Source organism: Aeromonas sp. FDAARGOS 1415 (assembly GCF_019048365.1).
Classification (GTDB): Bacteria; Pseudomonadota; Gammaproteobacteria; order Enterobacterales; family Aeromonadaceae; genus Aeromonas; species Aeromonas taiwanensis.
In genome coordinates, this window is the sequence record NZ_CP077363.1 from 861415 (window position 1) to 879274 (window position 17860).

The following is a 17860-nucleotide window of genomic DNA, read 5'->3' on the forward strand; positions in this document are numbered from 1 at the left end:
GGAGGGCACGCCTGAAATGCGGGTCGGCAGGTGACCGACGGCTTAGATGATGGCGAGGTTGCCCTTCTCTTCCAGCCACTCACGGCGATCACCGGCGCGCTTCTTGGCCAGCAGCATGTCCATCAGTTGCAGGGTCTCGTCACCCTCTTCCCCTTCCGCACCCATGGTGAGCTGCACCAGGCGGCGGGTGTTGGGATCCATGGTGGTTTCCCGCAACTGCTTGGGGTTCATCTCGCCCAGCCCCTTGAATCGGGTCACCATCACCTTGCCCTTCTTCTTCTCGGCCTCGACCCGCTGCAGCACGCCGTTCTTCTCGTCCTCGTCGAGGGCGTAGAAGACCTCCTTGCCGATATCGATGCGATAGAGGGGCGGCATGGCCACATAGACGTGACCCTTTTCGACCAGGGTTCTGAAGTGCTTCACAAAGAGCGCGCAGAGCAGGGTGGCGATGTGCAGACCGTCCGAGTCCGCATCCGCGAGGATGCACACCTTGCCGTAGCGAAGGCCACTGAGGTCGTTGGAGTCGGGGTCGAGCCCGATGGCCACCGAGATGTCGTGCACCTCCTGGGAGGCGAGCACCTGACCGGCTTCGACCTCCCAGGTGTTCAGGATCTTGCCGCGAAGCGGCATGATGGCCTGGAACTCGCGATCCCGCGCCTGCTTGGCGCTGCCGCCCGCGGAGTCACCCTCCACCAGGAACAGCTCCCCCTGCATGGGGTCGGCGCAGCCGCAGTCGGTGAGCTTGCCGGGCAGGGCCGGACCCTGGGTTATCTTCTTGCGCACCACCGTCTTGGCGGCGCGCATCCGGCGCTGGGCGCTGGAGATGCAGAGCTCCGCCAGCTGTTCGGCGAGCTCGGTGTTGCTGTTTAAGTAAAGGCTGAAGGCATCCTTCACCACGCCCGACACGAACGCCGAGCTCTGGCGGGACGACAGCCGCTCCTTGGTCTGGCCGGCAAACTGGGGGTCCTGCATCTTGATGGAGAGGATGTAGGCGCAGCGATCCCAGATATCTTCCGGGGTCAGCTTGACCCCGCGGGGCAAGAGGTTGCGGAACTCGCAGAACTCGCGCATGGCGTCGAGCAGCCCCTGACGCAGGCCGTTGACGTGGGTACCGCCAAGCGCCGTGGGGATCAGGTTCACATAGGACTCGGCGAGGCACTCGCCCCCTTCCGGCAGCCAGCACAGGGCCCAGTCCACCGCCGATTGCTCGGAGCTGAAGGAGCCGACGAAGGGCTGCTCCGGCAGGCAGGTGAACTGCTTGACCGCATCGACCAGGTAATCCTTGAGGCCGTCTTCGTAGCACCACTCAAGCCGGATGCCGGTGTTCTTGTCGAGGAACTTGATGGTGAGGCCCGGGCAAAGCACGGCCTTGGCCTTGAGCAGGTGCTCGAGCTTGGAGACCGAGAAGCGGGGCGAGTCGAAATAGCTCGGCTGGGGCCAGAAGCGCACCCGGGTGCCGGTGTTGCGACGCCCGCAGGTGCCTGTGATGGTCAGCTCCTGTACCTTCTCGCCACGCTCGAAGGCGATGTCATAGACCTGGCCGTCCCGGCGCACCGTCACCTCGACCCTATCGGAGAGGGCGTTCACCACCGAGATGCCCACCCCGTGCAGGCCGCCGGAGAACTGGTAGTTCTTGTTGGAGAACTTGCCCCCCGCGTGCAGCTTGCAGAGGATGAGCTCCACCCCGCTGACCCCTTCCTCCGGGTGGATGTCGACCGGCATGCCTCGACCGTCGTCGATCACCTCGAGGGACTGGTCCTCGTGCAGGATCACCTCCAGATTGCGGGCATGCCCCGCCAGCGCCTCGTCGACGCTGTTGTCGATGACCTCCTGGCCGAGGTGATTGGGCCGGGTGGTGTCGGTGTACATGCCGGGGCGACGACGCACCGGTTCGAGGCCATTGAGGACCTCAATGGCATCCGCATTGTATTGAGTGGACATGGAGGGCCTTGCGAATTGACGTTTGAGGGGAATCTTAACTGCTAGGCGGGGGCAGAACAAACTCCCAGCACAGAAAGCTTGATCTGAATGGGTGCCCTGCCATTTTTCGGGAGAACGCCGGGCCGGTCTTAACGGTCGGCAGGATGGTGGATGCCGTCCAGCACAGGTACCTCACCGAGTTCATAGGGATTGACGCCCTCGAGGCAGGCCAGGTTGTAGCCATACTCCGCCGGGTTGGAGCGACGCTGGTGATGGGTGTAGATGCCGCAGACAGAGCAGAAATAGTGCTTCGCGGTGCGGGTATTGAACTGGTAGCAGCGAAGCGCCGCCTCCCCCTGCAGGATGCGGATGCCGGAGAGCGGCACCGAGGCGACGATGGCCCCCCGCCGCCGGCAGAGCGAACAGTCGCAGCGACGCGGATCCACCACGCCGTCCGGCAGGGTCAGCTCCAGCACCACGGCGCCGCAATGACAGCTCGCCTTGTGTTTCTCCTGGATGGGGGTATTGCCGATACGCTTGATCATCCTGCCTCCTTGCAGACGGGGTCAGGCTTCGAACCGGTTAATCGAACAGGGTATCCCGCCGCCCCTGCCGCACATGGTCATGGAGGGTGCGCAGCTGGGATGCCACGACCCGGTGGCGGGAGAGTTCGGGCAACTGGTCTATGGGGAAGTAGGCGGCGCCCAGGGTTTCGTCGGTCTCGGTGAGCAGAGCGCCCCCCGTCACCTCGCACAGGAAGAAGGCCTTGTGGGCGTGGGGCAGCTGAGGCGGATGGGGGTGCCTGAGCTTGTCGAACAAGGCCAGCAGCTGCACGGCCCGACACGCCAGGCCGGTCTCCTCCGCCACCTCGCGCACCACGGCATCCGATGGCGAGTCGCCGATGTCGCACCAGCCTCCCGGCAGGGTCCAGGCCCCGTCGCTGCGCTCCTGCACCAGCAGGATATGGCCCGCATCGTTCTGAATGAATGCCCGCACGTCCAGCTTGGGGGTGGGGTAGCCATTATCGAGGGCAATCCAGTCGCCGATGGCTGCGGGATCCAGCCCGCTCTGGCTGGCGATCAAGGCAACCGTGGCCGCTCGCAGCGCCTCGAAGCGGCCGATGTCGAAGGGATCCTTGGAGTAGGTGAGCCCGGCCTGCGCCGTGGCCAGCACCTGTTCGAGGAAGGCGGCCAACGGCGGTTGCACGGCTAGAGCCCGAGAAAGCGGATGATCTGGGCGGGATAGCGCTCGAAGCCCACGAAGGCATGATTGCCACCGCACTCCAGGGAGAGGCGGGCGAAGGCGTATTCCTGCAGCGCCTTGCGATAGTCGAGCACTTCATCGTCCTGCTGCTGCAGGATCCAGAGCCGCTCGGGGGCCGTGACCGGTACCGCCAGCGCCCGCAGCTCGTCCATGTGCGCCGGCAGCAGTTCAAACTGCTCGTTCGTGTAGGGATTGGTCTGGGGGCCGAGATAGTCGCACAAGAGCTCGTGGGGGCGCACCGCCGGGTTGATCAACGCGGCGCGGCAACCATAGAACTCGCTCACCCGGGTCGCCATAAAGCCGCCGAGGGAGCTGCCCACGGCGCCGAGGCGCAGCCCCTCCCCATGACGGGCCTGCAGCTCGGCAAGGGTCTGCTCGATGGCCGCCCAGGCCTGCACCGGAGTATTGGGCTGGGCCGGGATCACCACCTCGATGTCGGGCCTGTGCTCTGCCACCCAGGCCGCCATCTGTTGCGCCTTGGCGGAACCCGGTGAGGAGTTGAAGCCGTGCAGGTACAGGAGAACTGAGGTCATGCAGTGCTCCTCAATAACCGGTGGCATTGGGGTCTGGCACAAACTGCCCCAGCGGCAGGCGCCACACCTGGCTCGCGATCCGGCCGTCCGGATGCAGGGTGAGATAGCGCCAGCCCGGGCCGGATTCGTCCAGGGCGAAACCGTCGGAGAGCGGCTTGAACTGGATGCAGGTGGAGGGGCTCGCGATGAGCCGCACACCGCGATGCACCTCGTCAAACTCCTGGTGGACGTGGCCAAACAGAATGGTCTTCTGCTGCGGGTGACGGGCCAGCACGGCAAAGAGATCGTCGGCATTCTTGAGGTTGTGCTGATCCAGCCAGGCGCAGCCCACCGGCACCGCCTGATGGTGCAGGGCGATCAGGGCGTGCCGCTCGGGATGCTGGCGCAGTGCGCTGTCCAGCGCCGCTAGCTGGTGATCCCCCAGCACCCCGTGGGGTTTGCCACGCACCTGGGTGTCGAGCAGGATCACCTGCCAGTGCTCCCCCACCAGTTGCTTGGCCTCGCTGATCCCGGCCGCATGGAGGTACTCGGTCATCAGGGGGCCGTCGTCGTGGTTGCCGGGCAGCCAGTAGATGGGGCGCGCCAGGGGAGCCATCATGGAGGCAAAGCGCTGATAGGATTCCGGGCTGTGATCCTGGGAGAGATCCCCGGTAGCGAGGATGAGATCGAACGGATGGTCGTTGCCCTGCACCTGCTCCAGCACGGCTGCCAGGCTCGCTGCGGTGGGCACGGCCAGCAACCGCCCCTCGGCACTGGCGAAGAGGTGGGTATCGGTAATCTGTAACAGGCGCACACTGCCGTCCGGCGCCTGAGGTAGCTCTGTTTCCAAAATCACGCTTCTTTTTTTATGAGTTCGACTAGAGGATGTTGATCAGGCTGGTGCCGTGTTTGAGACAAAATCTTAACCAATCGGCCAGAAATAGATTTACCTGCTCTTTTTCATCCCTGTGGTGCATTTTTTGATTGGGATAATCATAACGTGGTTGCAACATCGAAATCTGTTGCGCCGCACACACTTCCGCCATCCGCACGTCGTGATACAAACGAATCTCAATGCGAGCCTGCAAGTAGCTCGGCAACTCGGGATTGTGCTGGGCCAGGATCACCTGGCTGGTGAAGCGGCTCTCTTCGGTGACGGTGAGCCGGAACTGCAGGCCGTTGCCCACCTGATAGCGGCGCTCGGCCCCCACGACACAGTCGGGGGGCAAGAGCTTCATCAAGGCCATGTAATTAACCTCGCAGGTACGCTGCAAGGACATCAGATCAGGCACATAGCGCTTCATCGGGCTCTGGACTAATGACATGTCGCGGCTCCCTCAATCAGGGTCCATGAAGGGTGGACCCACTGCACAGTGTTCCAGTCGGCCACACGACACCTGACCCCGGTCTGAACGAGCGCCACCTCAGCGCCCCGCCAGCCAGCGGGCTTGCAGCTCGCCGTGATTGAGGGCCAGCCATTGCAGGGCGATGACGGAAGCGGCGTTGTCGATGCGCCCCTCCTTGAGCCAGGCATAGGCCTGCTCACGGCTCACCACGTGAACCCGGATGTCTTCCCCCTCTTCCGCCAGACCGTGGATCCCCGAGGCCCGACTCGCATCCACCTCGCCCACATAGACCTCGATCCGCTCTGTGCTGCCACCCGGGCTCACCAGGTAGCTGATAGCATGCTCGCAGAGGCCCACCTCGATGCCGGCCTCTTCCACCGCCTCGCGGCGCACCACAGCCTCGGCGGTCTCCCCTTCATCTATGATGCCGGCCACCAGTTCAAGCAGCCAGGGGGTGGCACTGGTCTCCATGGCACCGATGCGAAACTGCTCCACCAGCACTATCTCATCGCGCACCGGGTCATAGGGCAGCAGGGCGGCGGCATGGCCCCGTTCGAACAGCTCGCGTACTATGGGCTCATTCCAGCCACCGGCGAACAACCTGTGTTGCAGACGGTAGACGTTCACCTTGAAGAAGCCGTTATATCCAGCTGATTTATCGATGATTTTCACATCATCACTGGCAAAGTGGGCGGTTTGAGGCAAGGCTTGCTGTGACATTCGAGACTCCTGCCAGCTTGACTTGGCTTGGTTTGACCATAATATTCGGGGTCATGAATGAACATTCATTCACTCGTGCTCGCCGACGATGAGGGAAGGATTTTAGCAGTCACAGGACATTTGGCTAGGCGCCTTGCCGAGAAAACTCGCCCCAAACCTTGACGTTGCCCCTGCTGGAAAAGAGACAGTTCGCAATGAAATCTGCTTATAGTAGAGTGGTTAAGCTGAAATCAAGCTTGGTCGGTGACAATCCCTCTCTTCATCCAGCGGACAGCTTTGGGTTGATACAAAAGGTTAAAACTATCATATGAAAAGAACACTCTTGTCAGTCATGGTGATGCTGGGTGTGAGCGCGACCGCTCATGCCGAAAACCTGCTCGATATTTACCAACAAGCCCAGCTCAAGGATACCCAACTGCTGGAGTCCAAGGCCAAGCGCGACCAAGCCTTCGAGAAGATCAACGAATCCCGTGCCGCCCTCTTGCCCCAGATCAACCTGGGTGCCGGCCTGAACTACCTGCAGAACAAGGATGACACCCAGACCAACACCGGCGCCACCGGCTCCCTGACCCTGGATCAGTCCATCTACCGTCGCAGCAACTGGGTCAACCTGGACCTCACCGAGAAGAGCGCCACCCAGTCCGACGTGGCCTACAACCTGGAATACCAGACCCTGATGTTGCGTACCGCCCAGGCCTACTTCAACGTGCTCAAGGCGATGGATACCCTGGAGTTCGTGCGGGCCAACAAGACCGCGGTCGAGCGTCAGCTTGAACAGACCCAGCAGCGCTTCGAGGTGGGCCTGACCGCCATCACCGACGTGCACGAAGCCGAGGCCGAGCGCGATCAGGCGCTGGCGGACGAGATCAACGCCGAGAACACCCTGGACAACAGCTACGAGAGCCTGCGCGAGCTGACCGGTATCGATCACCGCCAGCTGGACGTGCTCAACACCGATCGCTTCAGCCCGCAGAAGACCGCTTTCAACTCCGACAAGTGGCTGGAGCTGGCGCTGGACAAGAACCTGGAGCTGCACAGCGCCCGTATCGGCAAGGACATCGCCAAGGAGCAGATCGATCTGGCCAAGACCGGCCACGAGCCGACCCTGGATCTGGGCGCCGGCCTCAGCGCCGGTTACAACGACTACAAGGACGAGATCCGCAACCCCGAGAGCAACAGCAACCAGGGCAACATCGGTCTGAACTTCAACCTGCCGCTCTACACCGGTGGTGCCACCACCTCCCAGGTCAAGCAGGCGCAGTTCAACTACGTGGCCGCCAGCGAGCAGCTGGAGCGCAGCTTCCGCTCGGTGCAGAGCACTGTCCGCTCCTCCTACAACAACGTGAACGCCAGCATCGGCTCGGTGCGCGCCTACAGCCAGTCCGTCATCTCCGCCGACAGCGCCCTGAAGGCGACCGAGGCCGGTTACGAGGTCGGTACCCGCACCATAGTCGACGTGCTGGACTCCACCCGCAAGCTGTACGAGGCCAAGCAGAAGCTCTCCGAGGCCCGCTACAACTACATCCTCAGCATCCTCTCCCTCAAGCAGGCCGCCGGCATTCTGGAGCAGAAGGATCTGGAAGAGGTGAACCAGGGTCTGATGCCCGCCCCTCAGGTCACCAAGCAGTCCTGAGCCAGGCGCACCCCATGAAAAAAGGCGACCCTCGGGTCGCCTTTTTGCTGCCTGCTTGCCAGCCCCTTGCGGGGCCGGCCATGCACAAGGTCTCTCGCCTCAGCCGCGCTCGCGGATGGTCTTGATGATGTCGGTGGTGGAGCAGCCGTCCTCGAAGTTCAGCACCCGCACCTCGCCGCCATTGGCGGTCACTTCGGCGTAACCCGCGATATCTTCAGGCTTGTAGTCGCCGCCCTTGACCAGCAGATCCGGCAGGATCTCGGCGATCAGGCGCTGGGGGGTGTCTTCGCTGAAGGGAACCACCCAGTCCACGGCGCCCAGGGCAGCCAGCACCGTCATGCGGCGCTCGGTCGGGTTGACCGGACGGCCCGGCCCCTTGAGGCGGCGCACGGACTCGTCGGTGTTGACCGCCACGATCAGGCGATCCCCCAGCTTGCCCGCATTGGCCAGGTAGGAGACGTGGCCCGCATGCAGAATGTCGAAGCAGCCGTTGGTCATCACCACCTTCTCGCCCCGCAGACGGGCGGCCTGGACGGCGACCTTGAGCTGGGCCTCGGACATGACGCCAAAACCGGTCTCCTGCTCGGTGTAGAGCGCGTTGGCGAGCTCCACCGGACTGACGGTGGAGGTCCCCAGCTTGCCGACCACGATGCCGGCGGCGGTATTGGCCAGGGCACAAGCCTCGTCCAGGCTCATGCCGGCGGCCAGCGAGGTGGCCAGGGTGGAGATGACGGTATCGCCGGCACCGGTCACGTCATAGACCTCGTGGGCCTGGGCCGGCAGGTGCAGCTCGGGCTGCCCTTCGCGGATCAGGGTCATGCCGTTCTCGGAGCGGGTCACCAGCAGGGCGTCCAGCTCGAAGCGCTTGACCAGATCCAGCCCCTTGGCGACCAGATCCTCCTCCCCCTTCACCTTGCCCACCACGGCCTCGAATTCGGACATGTTGGGGGTCAGCAGGGTGGCGCCGCGATACTTCTCGAAGTCGGTCCCCTTGGGGTCGACCAGCACGGGAATGCCGGCGGCGCGGGCGCGGCGGATCATGCCGGGCACGTCGTTGAGGGCACCCTTGCCATAGTCGGAGAGGATCATCACGTCCGCCTCGGGCAGCGCCTGCTCGACCTTGCCCATCAGCAGGCTCGCATCCACGTCGTGGAAGGCCTCTTCGAAGTCCAGGCGCAGCAGCTGCTGGTTGCGCGACAGCACCCGCAGCTTGGTGATGGTCGGGTAGTCGGCCAGGCGAACGAAATCACAGGCGACCTTGACCCCGGCCATCTGGCCGGCGAGGGCATCGGCAGGCTCATCCTGACCGGTCAGCCCCAGCAGCACGGCCTGGGCGCCGAGGGCGGCAGAGTTGAGCGCCACGTTGGCGGCGCCACCCGGGCGTTCCTCGATGTGCTCGACCTTGACCACGGGCACCGGTGCCTCGGGGGAGATCCGGCCGGTGGGGCCATGCCAGTAGCGATCCAACATGACATCGCCAACGACCAGAACGCGGGCTTTTTCAAACTCGGGCAGGGTGATCTTCATCTGTATCGGCTCTCAAAACCTGAAAAATTCAGCGGTCGATTTTATCACACTCTTTTCTCCGACGTGAAAAAAGCGCTGCCGTGGTCACCGGCCCCATCCCTCCCGACCCCTCTGACCAGGCGACGGTGATTCGCACCCGTCCCGCTTTTTCGGATAGAATCCCCAGATTGCGAGTGGCACCATCCGCACGGCCAGGCACAAGCACGGCCCGCCCCGTTCGGCTGGACTCCCCTATTTTGCGTTTGTGAACAAGAGACTCTTCATGGCCCAAGAACAAGCTCCCCGACTCGAACCCCGCCTGTTCCATCCCCGTTACTGGGGCAGCTGGCTGGGCCTCGGTCTGCTCTGGTTGCTGGTGCTGCTGCCCTGGCGCAGCCAGATGTGGCTGGGTCGCCAGCTCGGAACCCTGGCCCGCAAGGTATTGAAATCCCGCGTCAAGGTTGCCCGCCGCAACCTGGAGCTGGCGATGCCGGAGCTCAGCCGGGATCAGCGCGAGGCCCTGCTGGTGCAGAACTTCGAGAGCGTGGGTTGCGCCATCTTCGAGGTGGGCATGGCCTGGTTCTGGCCGGACTGGCGGATGCGCCGCCTGATGAAGGTGGAAGGGGAAGAGCACGTCGCCCGCGCCGTGGAGCAGGGCCAGGGCATGCTGCTGCTCTCCTGCCACTTCCTCACCCTTGAACTCAATGCCCGTTGCTTCGGCCTGGTGCGGCCCGGAGTCGGCGTCTATCGCCCCAACACCAACCCGGTGCTGGAGTACGCCCAGTACCACGGCCGCTGCGCCTCCAACAAATACCTGGTGGACCGCATGGACGTGAAGGGCATGATCAAGGCGCTGCGCAACGGCGACGCCCTCTGGTATGCGCCGGATCACGACTACGGTAGCCATGCCAGCGTCTTTGTGCCCTATTTCGCGGTAGAGCAGGCGGCCACCATCACGGGCACCGCCACCCTGGCCCGGGTGAAGAACACCGTCACCCTGCCCTGCTACAACATCCGTACCGCCACCGGTTACACCCTGCACATAGGGGCGCCGCTGACAGACTACCCGAGCGGCGACGATGTGGCGGATGCCAGCCGCGCCAACCGGGAGATAGAAGCCGCCGTGCGCAAGGCCCCCGAGCAGTACATGTGGCTGCACCGCCGCTTCAAGACCCGTCCCAATCCGGAAGATCCCGGCTACTACTGATGGCCGGCCCGTCACTCCCGACGCCGGAGGGTGACACTGCCGACAGCGCCTTGCCACCGGCCCCAATGACAAAGCCCTCGCACTGCGAGGGCTTTGTGTTATCTGCCTGGGTGGTCGTTATTGACGAGTCAGGCGGTAGATGGCGTAGCCGGGGTGCTTGGCGTCGTCCGTCGGCAGGGTGGACTGGTACGCCAGATCCGCCCCCGCCAGGGCCTTGGCCTCGTCCGTCGGCGAGGAGTAGAGCCGCACATCCACACTGGCGGGCAGAGCCTTCATGTGCCAGTTGTTGTTGGCTGCCGGGCTGAAGCCGGCCGGGTTCTCGGCGGACTGGGTCTTCAGGTACTGGGCGATGATCTCGCGCGTCTCGAAGGGATCTTCATGCACTATGTTGCTGCCATCGATGCCCGGGAAGTGACCGCCGCCACTGGCACGGTAGTTGTTGGTCACCACGTAGAACTTCTGGGCCGGATCGATGGGCTGGCCGTTGAAGGTGAGGCCGCTGATGCGCTGGCCGTCGCTCACCTTGACCCCGTCCTTGCCGTAACGGGCGGGCTGGGTGATGTCCACCTCGTAGCTGACCCCGTCAATCACGTCGAAGTTGTAGGTGGGGAAGTTCTCGTTCACCAGCCACTGCACCTCTGTCTTGGTGGTGTCGATCTGGTTGAACTGGCCGGCGCTCATCTCCAGCCACTCCTTGACGGTGGCCCCGTTCACCTCGACCACCTGCAGGGTGTTCGGGTAGATGTAGAGGTCGGAGACGTTGCGCAGGGAGATGTCGCCCTGGGCCACATAGGTGAAGTCGTTGATGCCGTTGCGCCCGCCACGGAACGGGGCCGCCACCGACAGGATCGGATAGGACTCCTTGAGCAGGCCGTCTTGCTGCAGCTGCTCGGCGTGGCGGCGCTGGGCATCGCTCACCAGCTGCACCGAGGGGTCGTCCTGCACCAGGGCGAAGAAGCTGTGGATGGGAGAGGTGATCTTGCCCAGCGGCTCGTCCAGCCACTGGTTGGTGGCGTCGTGATCCGCCTGCACTAGGTCCACCACCCGCTGATCCACGGCGCTGCCCTCGCTGGCGTCGATCTTGCGCAGGCTGGCCTGGCTCTGTTTCACCTGCCACTTGCCGTCCACCTGCTCCAGCTTGAGGTCGATGATGCCGAGGTGGTTGCCCCAGTAGCCGGGCATCACGGTCGGGATGCCGCTGAGGGTGCCGGCCTGGTTGTCCACCTCCGGCAGATCCGGGAAATCCCCCGGGAAGTTCTTGTGGGCATGGCCCAGCATCAGGGCATCGACCCCCTTCACCTTGGCCAGGTGCCAGGCGGAGTTCTCCATCATGGCCTCGTAGCTGCTGGCGTTGATGCCGGTATGGGCCACCACCACCACCAGATCGGCCCCCTTGGCACGCATCTCGGGCACGTAGTGGTTCGCGGCCTCGACCATGTCGGCCACCACCACCTTGCCTTCCAGATGGCGTTTGTCCCACTGCAGCACCTGGGGCGGGGTCAGGCCCAGAATGCCCACCTTGACGGTCTGACGCTGACCCTTGTCGTCGGTCACCTCGCGATCCAGCAGCAGGTAGGGGGTGAACTTGTTGCCACTCCACTCAATCTGCCCCTTGGCGTCCCGCTTGAAGGCCGCCGCCTCGAACACGTTGGCGTTCACATAGGGGAACTCGGCTCCCGCCAGCACCTTGCCGAGGTAGTCCAGGCCGTAGTTGAACTCGTGGTTGCCGAGGTTGCCGGCGTCGTAGCCGAGCTCGTTCATCGCCTTGAACACAGGGTGGGCCTGCTTCTCCAGGTAACCGGCGCCGGACTGTTCGAAGATGTAGTCCGCCAGCGGCGTGCCCTGGATCAGGTCGCCGTTGTCGAGCAGCAGGTTGTTGGGGTTCTCGGCGCGGGCCGCGCGGATCAGCAAGGCGGTGCGGGAGAGGCCGAACTTGCGGTCCTCCTTGTTCTGGTAGTAGTCATACCCCAGCACGTTGGAGTGGATATCGGAGGTCTGGATCAGGCGCAGGGAGACGGTCCCCGGCTGCGCCTTGCTGTCGTTTTCGTTGCTGCAGGCAGACAGCAGCACGATGGCGGCAATCGCCCCCAGCTTCATGGTGTTATTCACTGTATTTTCCCTTTTATTATGAGTAACGCTTTACCAGCGCCGGGAATTTAACAGACGAATATGTCAGCAGATGACACCGGGACTCATTTTTATGAAGCCCGGCACAAAAATAGCCTTATGAGGCCAGGATGGCCCCGCCTGCCAGCTTGGCCGCCAACACCAGCATGATGAGACCAACAACAAGATCAATGGCTTGCTGCACTCTTCCCCGAGCGAGCCAGGGTGACAGCGCCGCCGCCCCGAATGCCAGCCCGTAGAACCAGACCAGGGACGCCAGCATGGCACCGGCCGCAAAGGCAGGCCGCAGCTCCTCGGAAAACTGGCTGCCGAAGGAGCCGAGCAGCATCAGGGTATCCAGATAGACATGGGGATTGAGCAGGGTCACCCCGAGTGTCATGGCCAGCACGCTCTTGACCCCCATCAGCTGCGGCGAATCCGCCAGCGCCGCCTCCTGGCCGCGCCAGGCGCTGCGCAGGGAACGCACGCCGAACCAGCCGAGGAAGAGCACGCCGCCCCAGGTGAGCAGGGCCAGCCCCACCGGACTGGCCGCCAGCAGGTTGGCGCCACCGAAGACACCTATGCCGATCAGCACGAGATCGCACAGGCAGCAGAGGGTCGCCGTCAGCAGGTGGTGGTTGCGGTGGATGCCCCGGCTCAGCACGAAGGCATTCTGGGCTCCGATGGGGATGATCATGGCGAGGCCGAGGGTAAAGCCTTGCAGGGTGGTGGCAAACATGGACATGCGTTCCTGTAGAAGAGTTGGACGCACTATAAAGGGGAGCACGCAATCAGAGAAATTCATTCATTTTCTGGTGCATTCGAAAATCTTATGACCAGAACGGGAAGTTGCTCGGAGGCGGGCTGTCAGTGGCAGGATCTGGCCATTGTGGCGCCCTGACACAGCCCCGACAATCGGCGGGATAGGAAGTACGGGTGAGAAGGCGAGGATGGTGAGGATGGCGACTGGGAAAATATCGAACGACAGGAGTGCGCGGCCCGGTCGGGGCTCACTGCGGCAACTTGGGGAAGTTGGTGACCACGACCTGCTCGAGGTTGGGCAGCAGGATGCCGCTGCTGACACCCTTGGCGACGGCCTGGTAGCGGTTCATCGAGCCCGTCTTGCGGGTCACCTGATTGAGGTGGTAGTTCACCGTACGCTCGGTGATCCCGAGAATGCAGGCGATCTCCCCCGACGTCTTCCCCTCGCTGGCCCAGAACAGACACTCGGTCTCCCGCTCCGTCAGGGCCTCCTGGGGAGCATCTTCCCTCATGCTGCTGCGCACGACCCGGATCGCCGCCTCGAAGATGTAGTGGGACATCCAGGAGAGGATGGGCGAGGACTCCAGCATCAGGTCGCTCGACGCCCGCTCCCGGGTGATGAACGACAGTATGCCGTTCTCCCCCGCCGCGCCGTGCAACGGGAACGAGATGCCGTTGCGCAACCCGAACTCCGCCGCCAGTCCCATCACGTCCATGCTCCCCTCTTGCAGGAAGCGCGCCTTCTCGTCCAGTCGATTCCAGTAGATAGGCAAGGTCTGCTGGCGGGCAAGCTGGATGATGGGGTCGCAGGCCAGCATGTTGTTCGCCGTATAGGCCTGCACCCAGGAGTCGGGGCACTGGTTGAACAGCACGACCTTGGGCCTTTGCATCGACATGGGCAGGATGAGCGCAAAGCGATAGTAGTCGTAGCCCATACCCCGAGAGAAACGACCGATCAGCTCGGACAGCCGGTTGCCATCGGTCACCAGAGTGAAATGTTCCAGATACTCAAGCAGTTGGTCGCGTGTCATGGGCAAGCCTCCCCGTGGCCAAGGCCTGGGATTATAGCGGCTAACCCTGAAATACAGAGATATGAATGCTTGTTTTCAAAGAAAAATCAGCCGAACACCCCAGATGGTAGGCCGGAAACGAGCGCAATCGGTTTCGCAAACGAGCCCCCTAAATAGACTCAATCGAGGCAAAAACCTGAAGGAAACCCACCCGGAACGACATCGCCAAACTGGATACCCATCGGGTACAGAGCGGAAGTGGAGCATAACCTGTGCAGCTGACACCACCTGCTCAGCTTTACCAGAGCGATATGTGTTCAGCCCCCTTGCAAGGGGAGTACAGAGTCGCCAGCACGCTGGTTGCGGCGACCTGATCCCGTAAAAAGGCCCCGGGGCTGTGCCCGGGACCAAGACGCTCGCTATGGCCCGTTTCCACCCCATGCAAAAACGGACCAAATGAGTATCTTATGAATCTCATTTGACCTCTACTGTCACATCTCACAGTGGCGCCCCCTCTCCACCATCCGCAGCGGGTTGTCCTCCCGGCGCCGCTCCAGTAGCATTCTTGCTCAATCCTCCTTCTCATAAGGAATGCTGATGAAGACGCTGGACTACAAGCTGCTGCTGGCGCTGGATGCGGTGATGCAGGAGCAGAACTTCGAGCGCGCCGCCCAGCGCCTGCACATCACCCAGTCTGCCATCTCCCAGCGCATCAAGCAGCTGGAGCAACAGTTTGCCGAGCCCCTGCTCATCCGCAGCCAGCCCCTGCAGGCCACCCCGCTCGGCCAGAAGCTGCTGGCCCACTACCGTCAGGTGCGCCAGCTGGAACTGGAGCTGGCCGGGGAGCTCTCTCCCGCCGCGCCCCAGGCGCCGATCCGGGTCAGCATCGCCGTCAATGCCGACAGCCTGGCCACCTGGTTCCTGCCCGCCCTGGCGCCGCTGCTGGAGCAGCACCCCATCGAGCTGAATCTCCTGGTGGACGACGAGAGCCGCACTCTGGATCGGGTGCGCGAGGGGCAGGCGTTCGGCGCCGTCAGCCTGCAGTCCCAGGCACTGGCCGGCTGCTGCGTCGACGAGCTCGGCGAGATGCGCTACCTGTTGACCGCCAGCCCCGCCTTCGTCGCCCGCCACTTCCCCCACGGCCTGACCCCGGAGGCACTCGCCAAGGCGCCGGCGGTGGCCTTCGATCAGCGGGACGACATGCACGTGAGCTTCATGGCCCGCCACTTCGCACTGCCCCCCGGTGGCTACCCCTGCCACACGGTGCGCTCGTCCGAGGCCTTTGTCGCCATGGCCGAACAGGGGCTGGCCTGCTGTCTCATCCCTGAACTGCAGATCCGTCAGCAACTTGCCGAGGGGCGCCTGCTCGATCTCAGCCCGGAGCACCACCTGATAGAGCGACTCTACTGGCACCGCTGGGTGCTGGAGCGAGGGCTGCACAAGCAGATCTCCCAGCGCCTCATCCAGCAGGGACGCCGGGCACTGCAGCCGCGCTGAGGGGGCCGTTCACCTTGGCTTTGGAGGGGTAAAAACGTATAGTGCTGGGCGATTAACCATCAGGTCTCCACTCAGGTTCCCCATTTATGTTCCAAGACAATCCGCTGCTGGCCCAGCTCAAACAACAAATCCGCGAAAACATCCCCAAGAAAGAGGGTGTTATCCGCGCCTCCGATCGGGGCTTCGGCTTCCTGGAGGTCGATGAGAAGACCAGCTATTTCGTGCCGCCTCCCTATATGAAGAAGGTGATGCACGGTGACCGGGTGAGCGCCCTGATCCGTACCGAAAAAGAGAAGGAAGTGGCCGAGCCGGATGCCCTGCTGGAGCAGGCAGTCACCCGCTTCGTCGGCCGCGTCAAGATGTTCCGCGACCGCCTCAACGTGGTGCCGGACCATCCCCTCATCAAGGACGCCATCAAGGCCCGCGCCAAGAAGGGTCTGGACGAGAAATCCTTCAAGGAAGGGGACTGGGTGGTTGCGACCCTCAAGCGCCACGCCCTGGCGGACGGCAACTTCTCCGCCGAGATCACCCAGCTCATCGCCACCCAGGAAGACCACAACGTGCCCTGGTGGGTGGTGCTGGCACGCCACAATCTGGCCCAGGTCGAGCCGGCGGATCTGCCGGAGTGGAAGGTGATCGAAGAGGAAGAGCTGCCCCGCCGCGACCTCACCCAGGTCCCCTTCTTCACCATCGACGGCGCCAAGACCAAGGACATGGACGATGCCCTGGCCATCACCAAGCTGGAGAACGGCTGGGAGCTGCTGGTGGCCATCGCCGACCCGACCGCCTATGTGGCCGAAGGCAGCGAGCTGGACAAGGAGGCCGCCCAGCGCGCCTTCACCGTCTACATGCCGGGCCGCAACGTGCCCATGATCCCGCGCACCCTCTCCGACGAGCTCTGCTCCCTGAAGGAGGGCGAGGAGCGCAACACCCTGTGCGCCCGCCTGCTGATCGCCGAGGACGGCCTGCTGCTGGAGGAGACCGAGTTCTTCGCCGCCCGCATCAACTCCCACGCCCGCCTCAGCTATGACGACGTCTCCGACTGGGCCGAGCACGGCAAAGCGCTGGATATCGACGCAGGCGTGCTGGCCCAGCTACCCCTGATGAAGGCGATGACGGAGGCGCGCATCAAGTGGCGTACCGAGCACGCCCTGGTGTTCCCGGACCGCCCCGACTACGACTTCGAGCTGGGCGAGAACGGCGAAGTGCTGGCCATCCACGTCGAGCCACGCCGCATCGCGAACCGCATGGTGGAGGAGTCGATGATCGCCGCCAACATCTGCGCCGGTCGCGTGCTGGGCAAGACCGTCGGCTACGGTATCTTCAACGTCCACACCGGCTTTGACGAGGAGTCCCTCGACGGTGCCATCGAGCTGCTCAAGAGCGCCGAAGCCCCCTTCGAGAAGGAAGATATCGCCAGCCTCTCCGGCTTCTGCGCCCTGCGCCGCTGGATCGACAACCTGGATACTCGCTGGCTGGACGGCAAGATCCGCCGCTTCCAGAGCTACGCGCTGATGTCTGCCGAGCCGGGCGCCCACTACGGCCTGGGGCTGGACGCCTACGCCACCTGGACCTCCCCGATCCGTAAATACGGCGACATGGTCAACCATCGCCTGCTCAAGGCCGTCATCGCCGGCAAGACCCCGGGTGAGCGCCCGAGCCTGGAGCTCACCGAGCACCTGACCGCCTGCCGCCGCCTGCACCGCATGGTGGAGCGCGACATCGGCGACTGGCTCTATGTGCGCTACCTGAAGGCGGCTGCCGGCACCGATCAGGTATTCAACGCCGAGATCATCGACGTGATGCGTGCCGGCCTCAAGCTGCGCCTGCAGGAGAACGGCGCCGTGGTCTTCATGCCCGCCCGCCACATCCTGGACAACAAGGAACGGCTGGAGTGCAACTGGGACAACGGCCGCGTCTATCTGGACAAGACCGAGGTGGTCTATGAACTGGGCCAGATCATCGAGGTGAAGCTGACCGAGGCGGTGGAAGAGACCCGCTCCCTCATCGCCAAGCCGGCGGTGGATCTGGTGCCGGGCCCGGCGCCGGTGGCGCCGGCCAGCGATGCCGTGGCAGCGCCGACCGACGAGGCTCCCAAGGCGGAATAATCCCACCCCGCCTTTTCGCCAAAAAAGCCCGCATGATGCGGGCTTTTTTTATGCGTGCCGGTGGCAGTCAAAGCGTGAGGAAGGAGTCACAGGGCACGACCCTACCCCCACCAGCCCGGCATGTTTCGCTCCCCTTGTCGGTGTCGGCCCTCTCCAACCAGCAAACAACGGGGATGGATACCCGGTAACGTCCCCTCGACGCGAGCAGATCCCAGCCCCCGCTCCTCCGGGTCGGAGAAGTAGCACATGGGTATCACCTCCCCCTTGGTG

General features: G+C 63.6%; 15 protein-coding genes. 4 read left to right on the forward strand and 11 right to left on the reverse strand.

From position 1 onward, the window contains the following. Positions 1-42: 42 nt before the first annotated feature. From parE to nudF, 7 genes are all read right to left on the reverse strand, one after another. Positions 43-1941 (reverse strand): DNA topoisomerase IV subunit B, encoded by a 1899-nt coding sequence (parE, locus tag I6L45_RS04150; protein ID WP_216983517.1) that lies wholly within the window; start codon positions 1939-1941, stop codon positions 43-45. A 128-nt stretch (positions 1942-2069) separates the two neighbouring features. Continuing rightward, the gene (locus tag I6L45_RS04155) at positions 2070-2465 is read right to left on the reverse strand and encodes a GFA family protein (protein WP_134695279.1); all 396 of its coding nucleotides are present in this window, start codon (positions 2463-2465) and stop codon (positions 2070-2072) included. Between the two features lie 37 nt (positions 2466-2502). Next, complete coding sequence (locus tag I6L45_RS04160; protein WP_216983518.1) at positions 2503-3126, reverse strand: NUDIX hydrolase; 624 nt, start codon at positions 3124-3126, stop codon at positions 2503-2505. 2 nt (positions 3127-3128) lie between these two features. Continuing rightward, positions 3129-3716, reverse strand: a complete 588-nt coding sequence (locus I6L45_RS04165) for a YqiA/YcfP family alpha/beta fold hydrolase (RefSeq protein WP_216983519.1) — start codon at positions 3714-3716, stop codon at positions 3129-3131. Between the two features lie 10 nt (positions 3717-3726). Then, the gene (gene cpdA / locus I6L45_RS04170; RefSeq protein WP_043757271.1) at positions 3727-4545 is read right to left on the reverse strand and encodes a 3',5'-cyclic-AMP phosphodiesterase; all 819 of its coding nucleotides are present in this window, start codon (positions 4543-4545) and stop codon (positions 3727-3729) included. Between the two features lie 28 nt (positions 4546-4573). Next, positions 4574-5020, reverse strand: coding sequence for a DUF1249 domain-containing protein (locus tag I6L45_RS04175; RefSeq protein ID WP_216983520.1), 447 nt, complete (start codon positions 5018-5020; stop codon positions 4574-4576). A gap of 99 nt (positions 5021-5119) precedes the next feature. Further along, positions 5120-5761: an ADP-ribose diphosphatase gene (nudF, locus tag I6L45_RS04180; protein ID WP_216983521.1), complete on the reverse strand. Its 642-nt coding sequence runs from the start codon at positions 5759-5761 to the stop codon at positions 5120-5122. A 307-nt stretch (positions 5762-6068) separates the two neighbouring features. Between nudF and tolC the strand changes: the two genes are divergently transcribed. Continuing rightward, a complete protein-coding gene (gene tolC / locus I6L45_RS04185; RefSeq protein ID WP_043757263.1) occupies positions 6069-7394 on the forward strand; it encodes an outer membrane channel protein TolC in 1326 nt (441 codons plus the stop codon). A 99-nt stretch (positions 7395-7493) separates the two neighbouring features. On the opposite strand, the gene hldE is transcribed toward tolC, so the two are convergent. Next, positions 7494-8921 (reverse strand): bifunctional D-glycero-beta-D-manno-heptose-7-phosphate kinase/D-glycero-beta-D-manno-heptose 1-phosphate adenylyltransferase HldE, encoded by a 1428-nt coding sequence (gene hldE / locus I6L45_RS04190; RefSeq protein ID WP_216983522.1) that lies wholly within the window; start codon positions 8919-8921, stop codon positions 7494-7496. Positions 8922-9183: 262 nt separating this feature from the next. On the opposite strand from hldE, the gene lpxL reads away from it, so the two are divergent. Then, on the forward strand, positions 9184-10107 hold the full coding sequence (lpxL, locus tag I6L45_RS04195) for an LpxL/LpxP family Kdo(2)-lipid IV(A) lauroyl/palmitoleoyl acyltransferase (RefSeq protein ID WP_210549430.1): 924 nt from the start codon (positions 9184-9186) through the stop codon (positions 10105-10107). Positions 10108-10224: 117 nt separating this feature from the next. Here lpxL and I6L45_RS04200 read toward each other — a convergent pair whose 3' ends face one another. The 3 genes from I6L45_RS04200 to I6L45_RS04210 form a co-directional block, all read right to left on the reverse strand. Further along, the gene (locus I6L45_RS04200) at positions 10225-12204 is read right to left on the reverse strand and encodes a bifunctional 2',3'-cyclic-nucleotide 2'-phosphodiesterase/3'-nucleotidase (RefSeq protein WP_216984169.1); all 1980 of its coding nucleotides are present in this window, start codon (positions 12202-12204) and stop codon (positions 10225-10227) included. A 127-nt stretch (positions 12205-12331) separates the two neighbouring features. Then, positions 12332-12952 carry an L-lysine exporter gene (lysE, locus tag I6L45_RS04205; RefSeq protein WP_043757303.1) on the reverse strand — a complete coding sequence of 207 codons (621 nt, stop codon included), beginning with the start codon at positions 12950-12952 and terminating at the stop codon, positions 12332-12334. Between the two features lie 271 nt (positions 12953-13223). Continuing rightward, on the reverse strand, positions 13224-14006 hold the full coding sequence (locus I6L45_RS04210) for a LuxR family transcriptional regulator (protein ID WP_210549429.1): 783 nt from the start codon (positions 14004-14006) through the stop codon (positions 13224-13226). A 576-nt stretch (positions 14007-14582) separates the two neighbouring features. Between I6L45_RS04210 and I6L45_RS04215 the strand changes: the two genes are divergently transcribed. Together I6L45_RS04215 and I6L45_RS04220 are read left to right on the forward strand one after the other, a co-directional pair. After that, positions 14583-15482 (forward strand): LysR family transcriptional regulator ArgP, encoded by a 900-nt coding sequence (locus I6L45_RS04215; RefSeq protein ID WP_216983523.1) that lies wholly within the window; start codon positions 14583-14585, stop codon positions 15480-15482. Positions 15483-15568: 86 nt separating this feature from the next. Beyond that, positions 15569-17590 carry an exoribonuclease II gene (locus I6L45_RS04220; protein ID WP_134695289.1) on the forward strand — a complete coding sequence of 674 codons (2022 nt, stop codon included), beginning with the start codon at positions 15569-15571 and terminating at the stop codon, positions 17588-17590. Positions 17591-17860 lie beyond the last annotated feature (270 nt).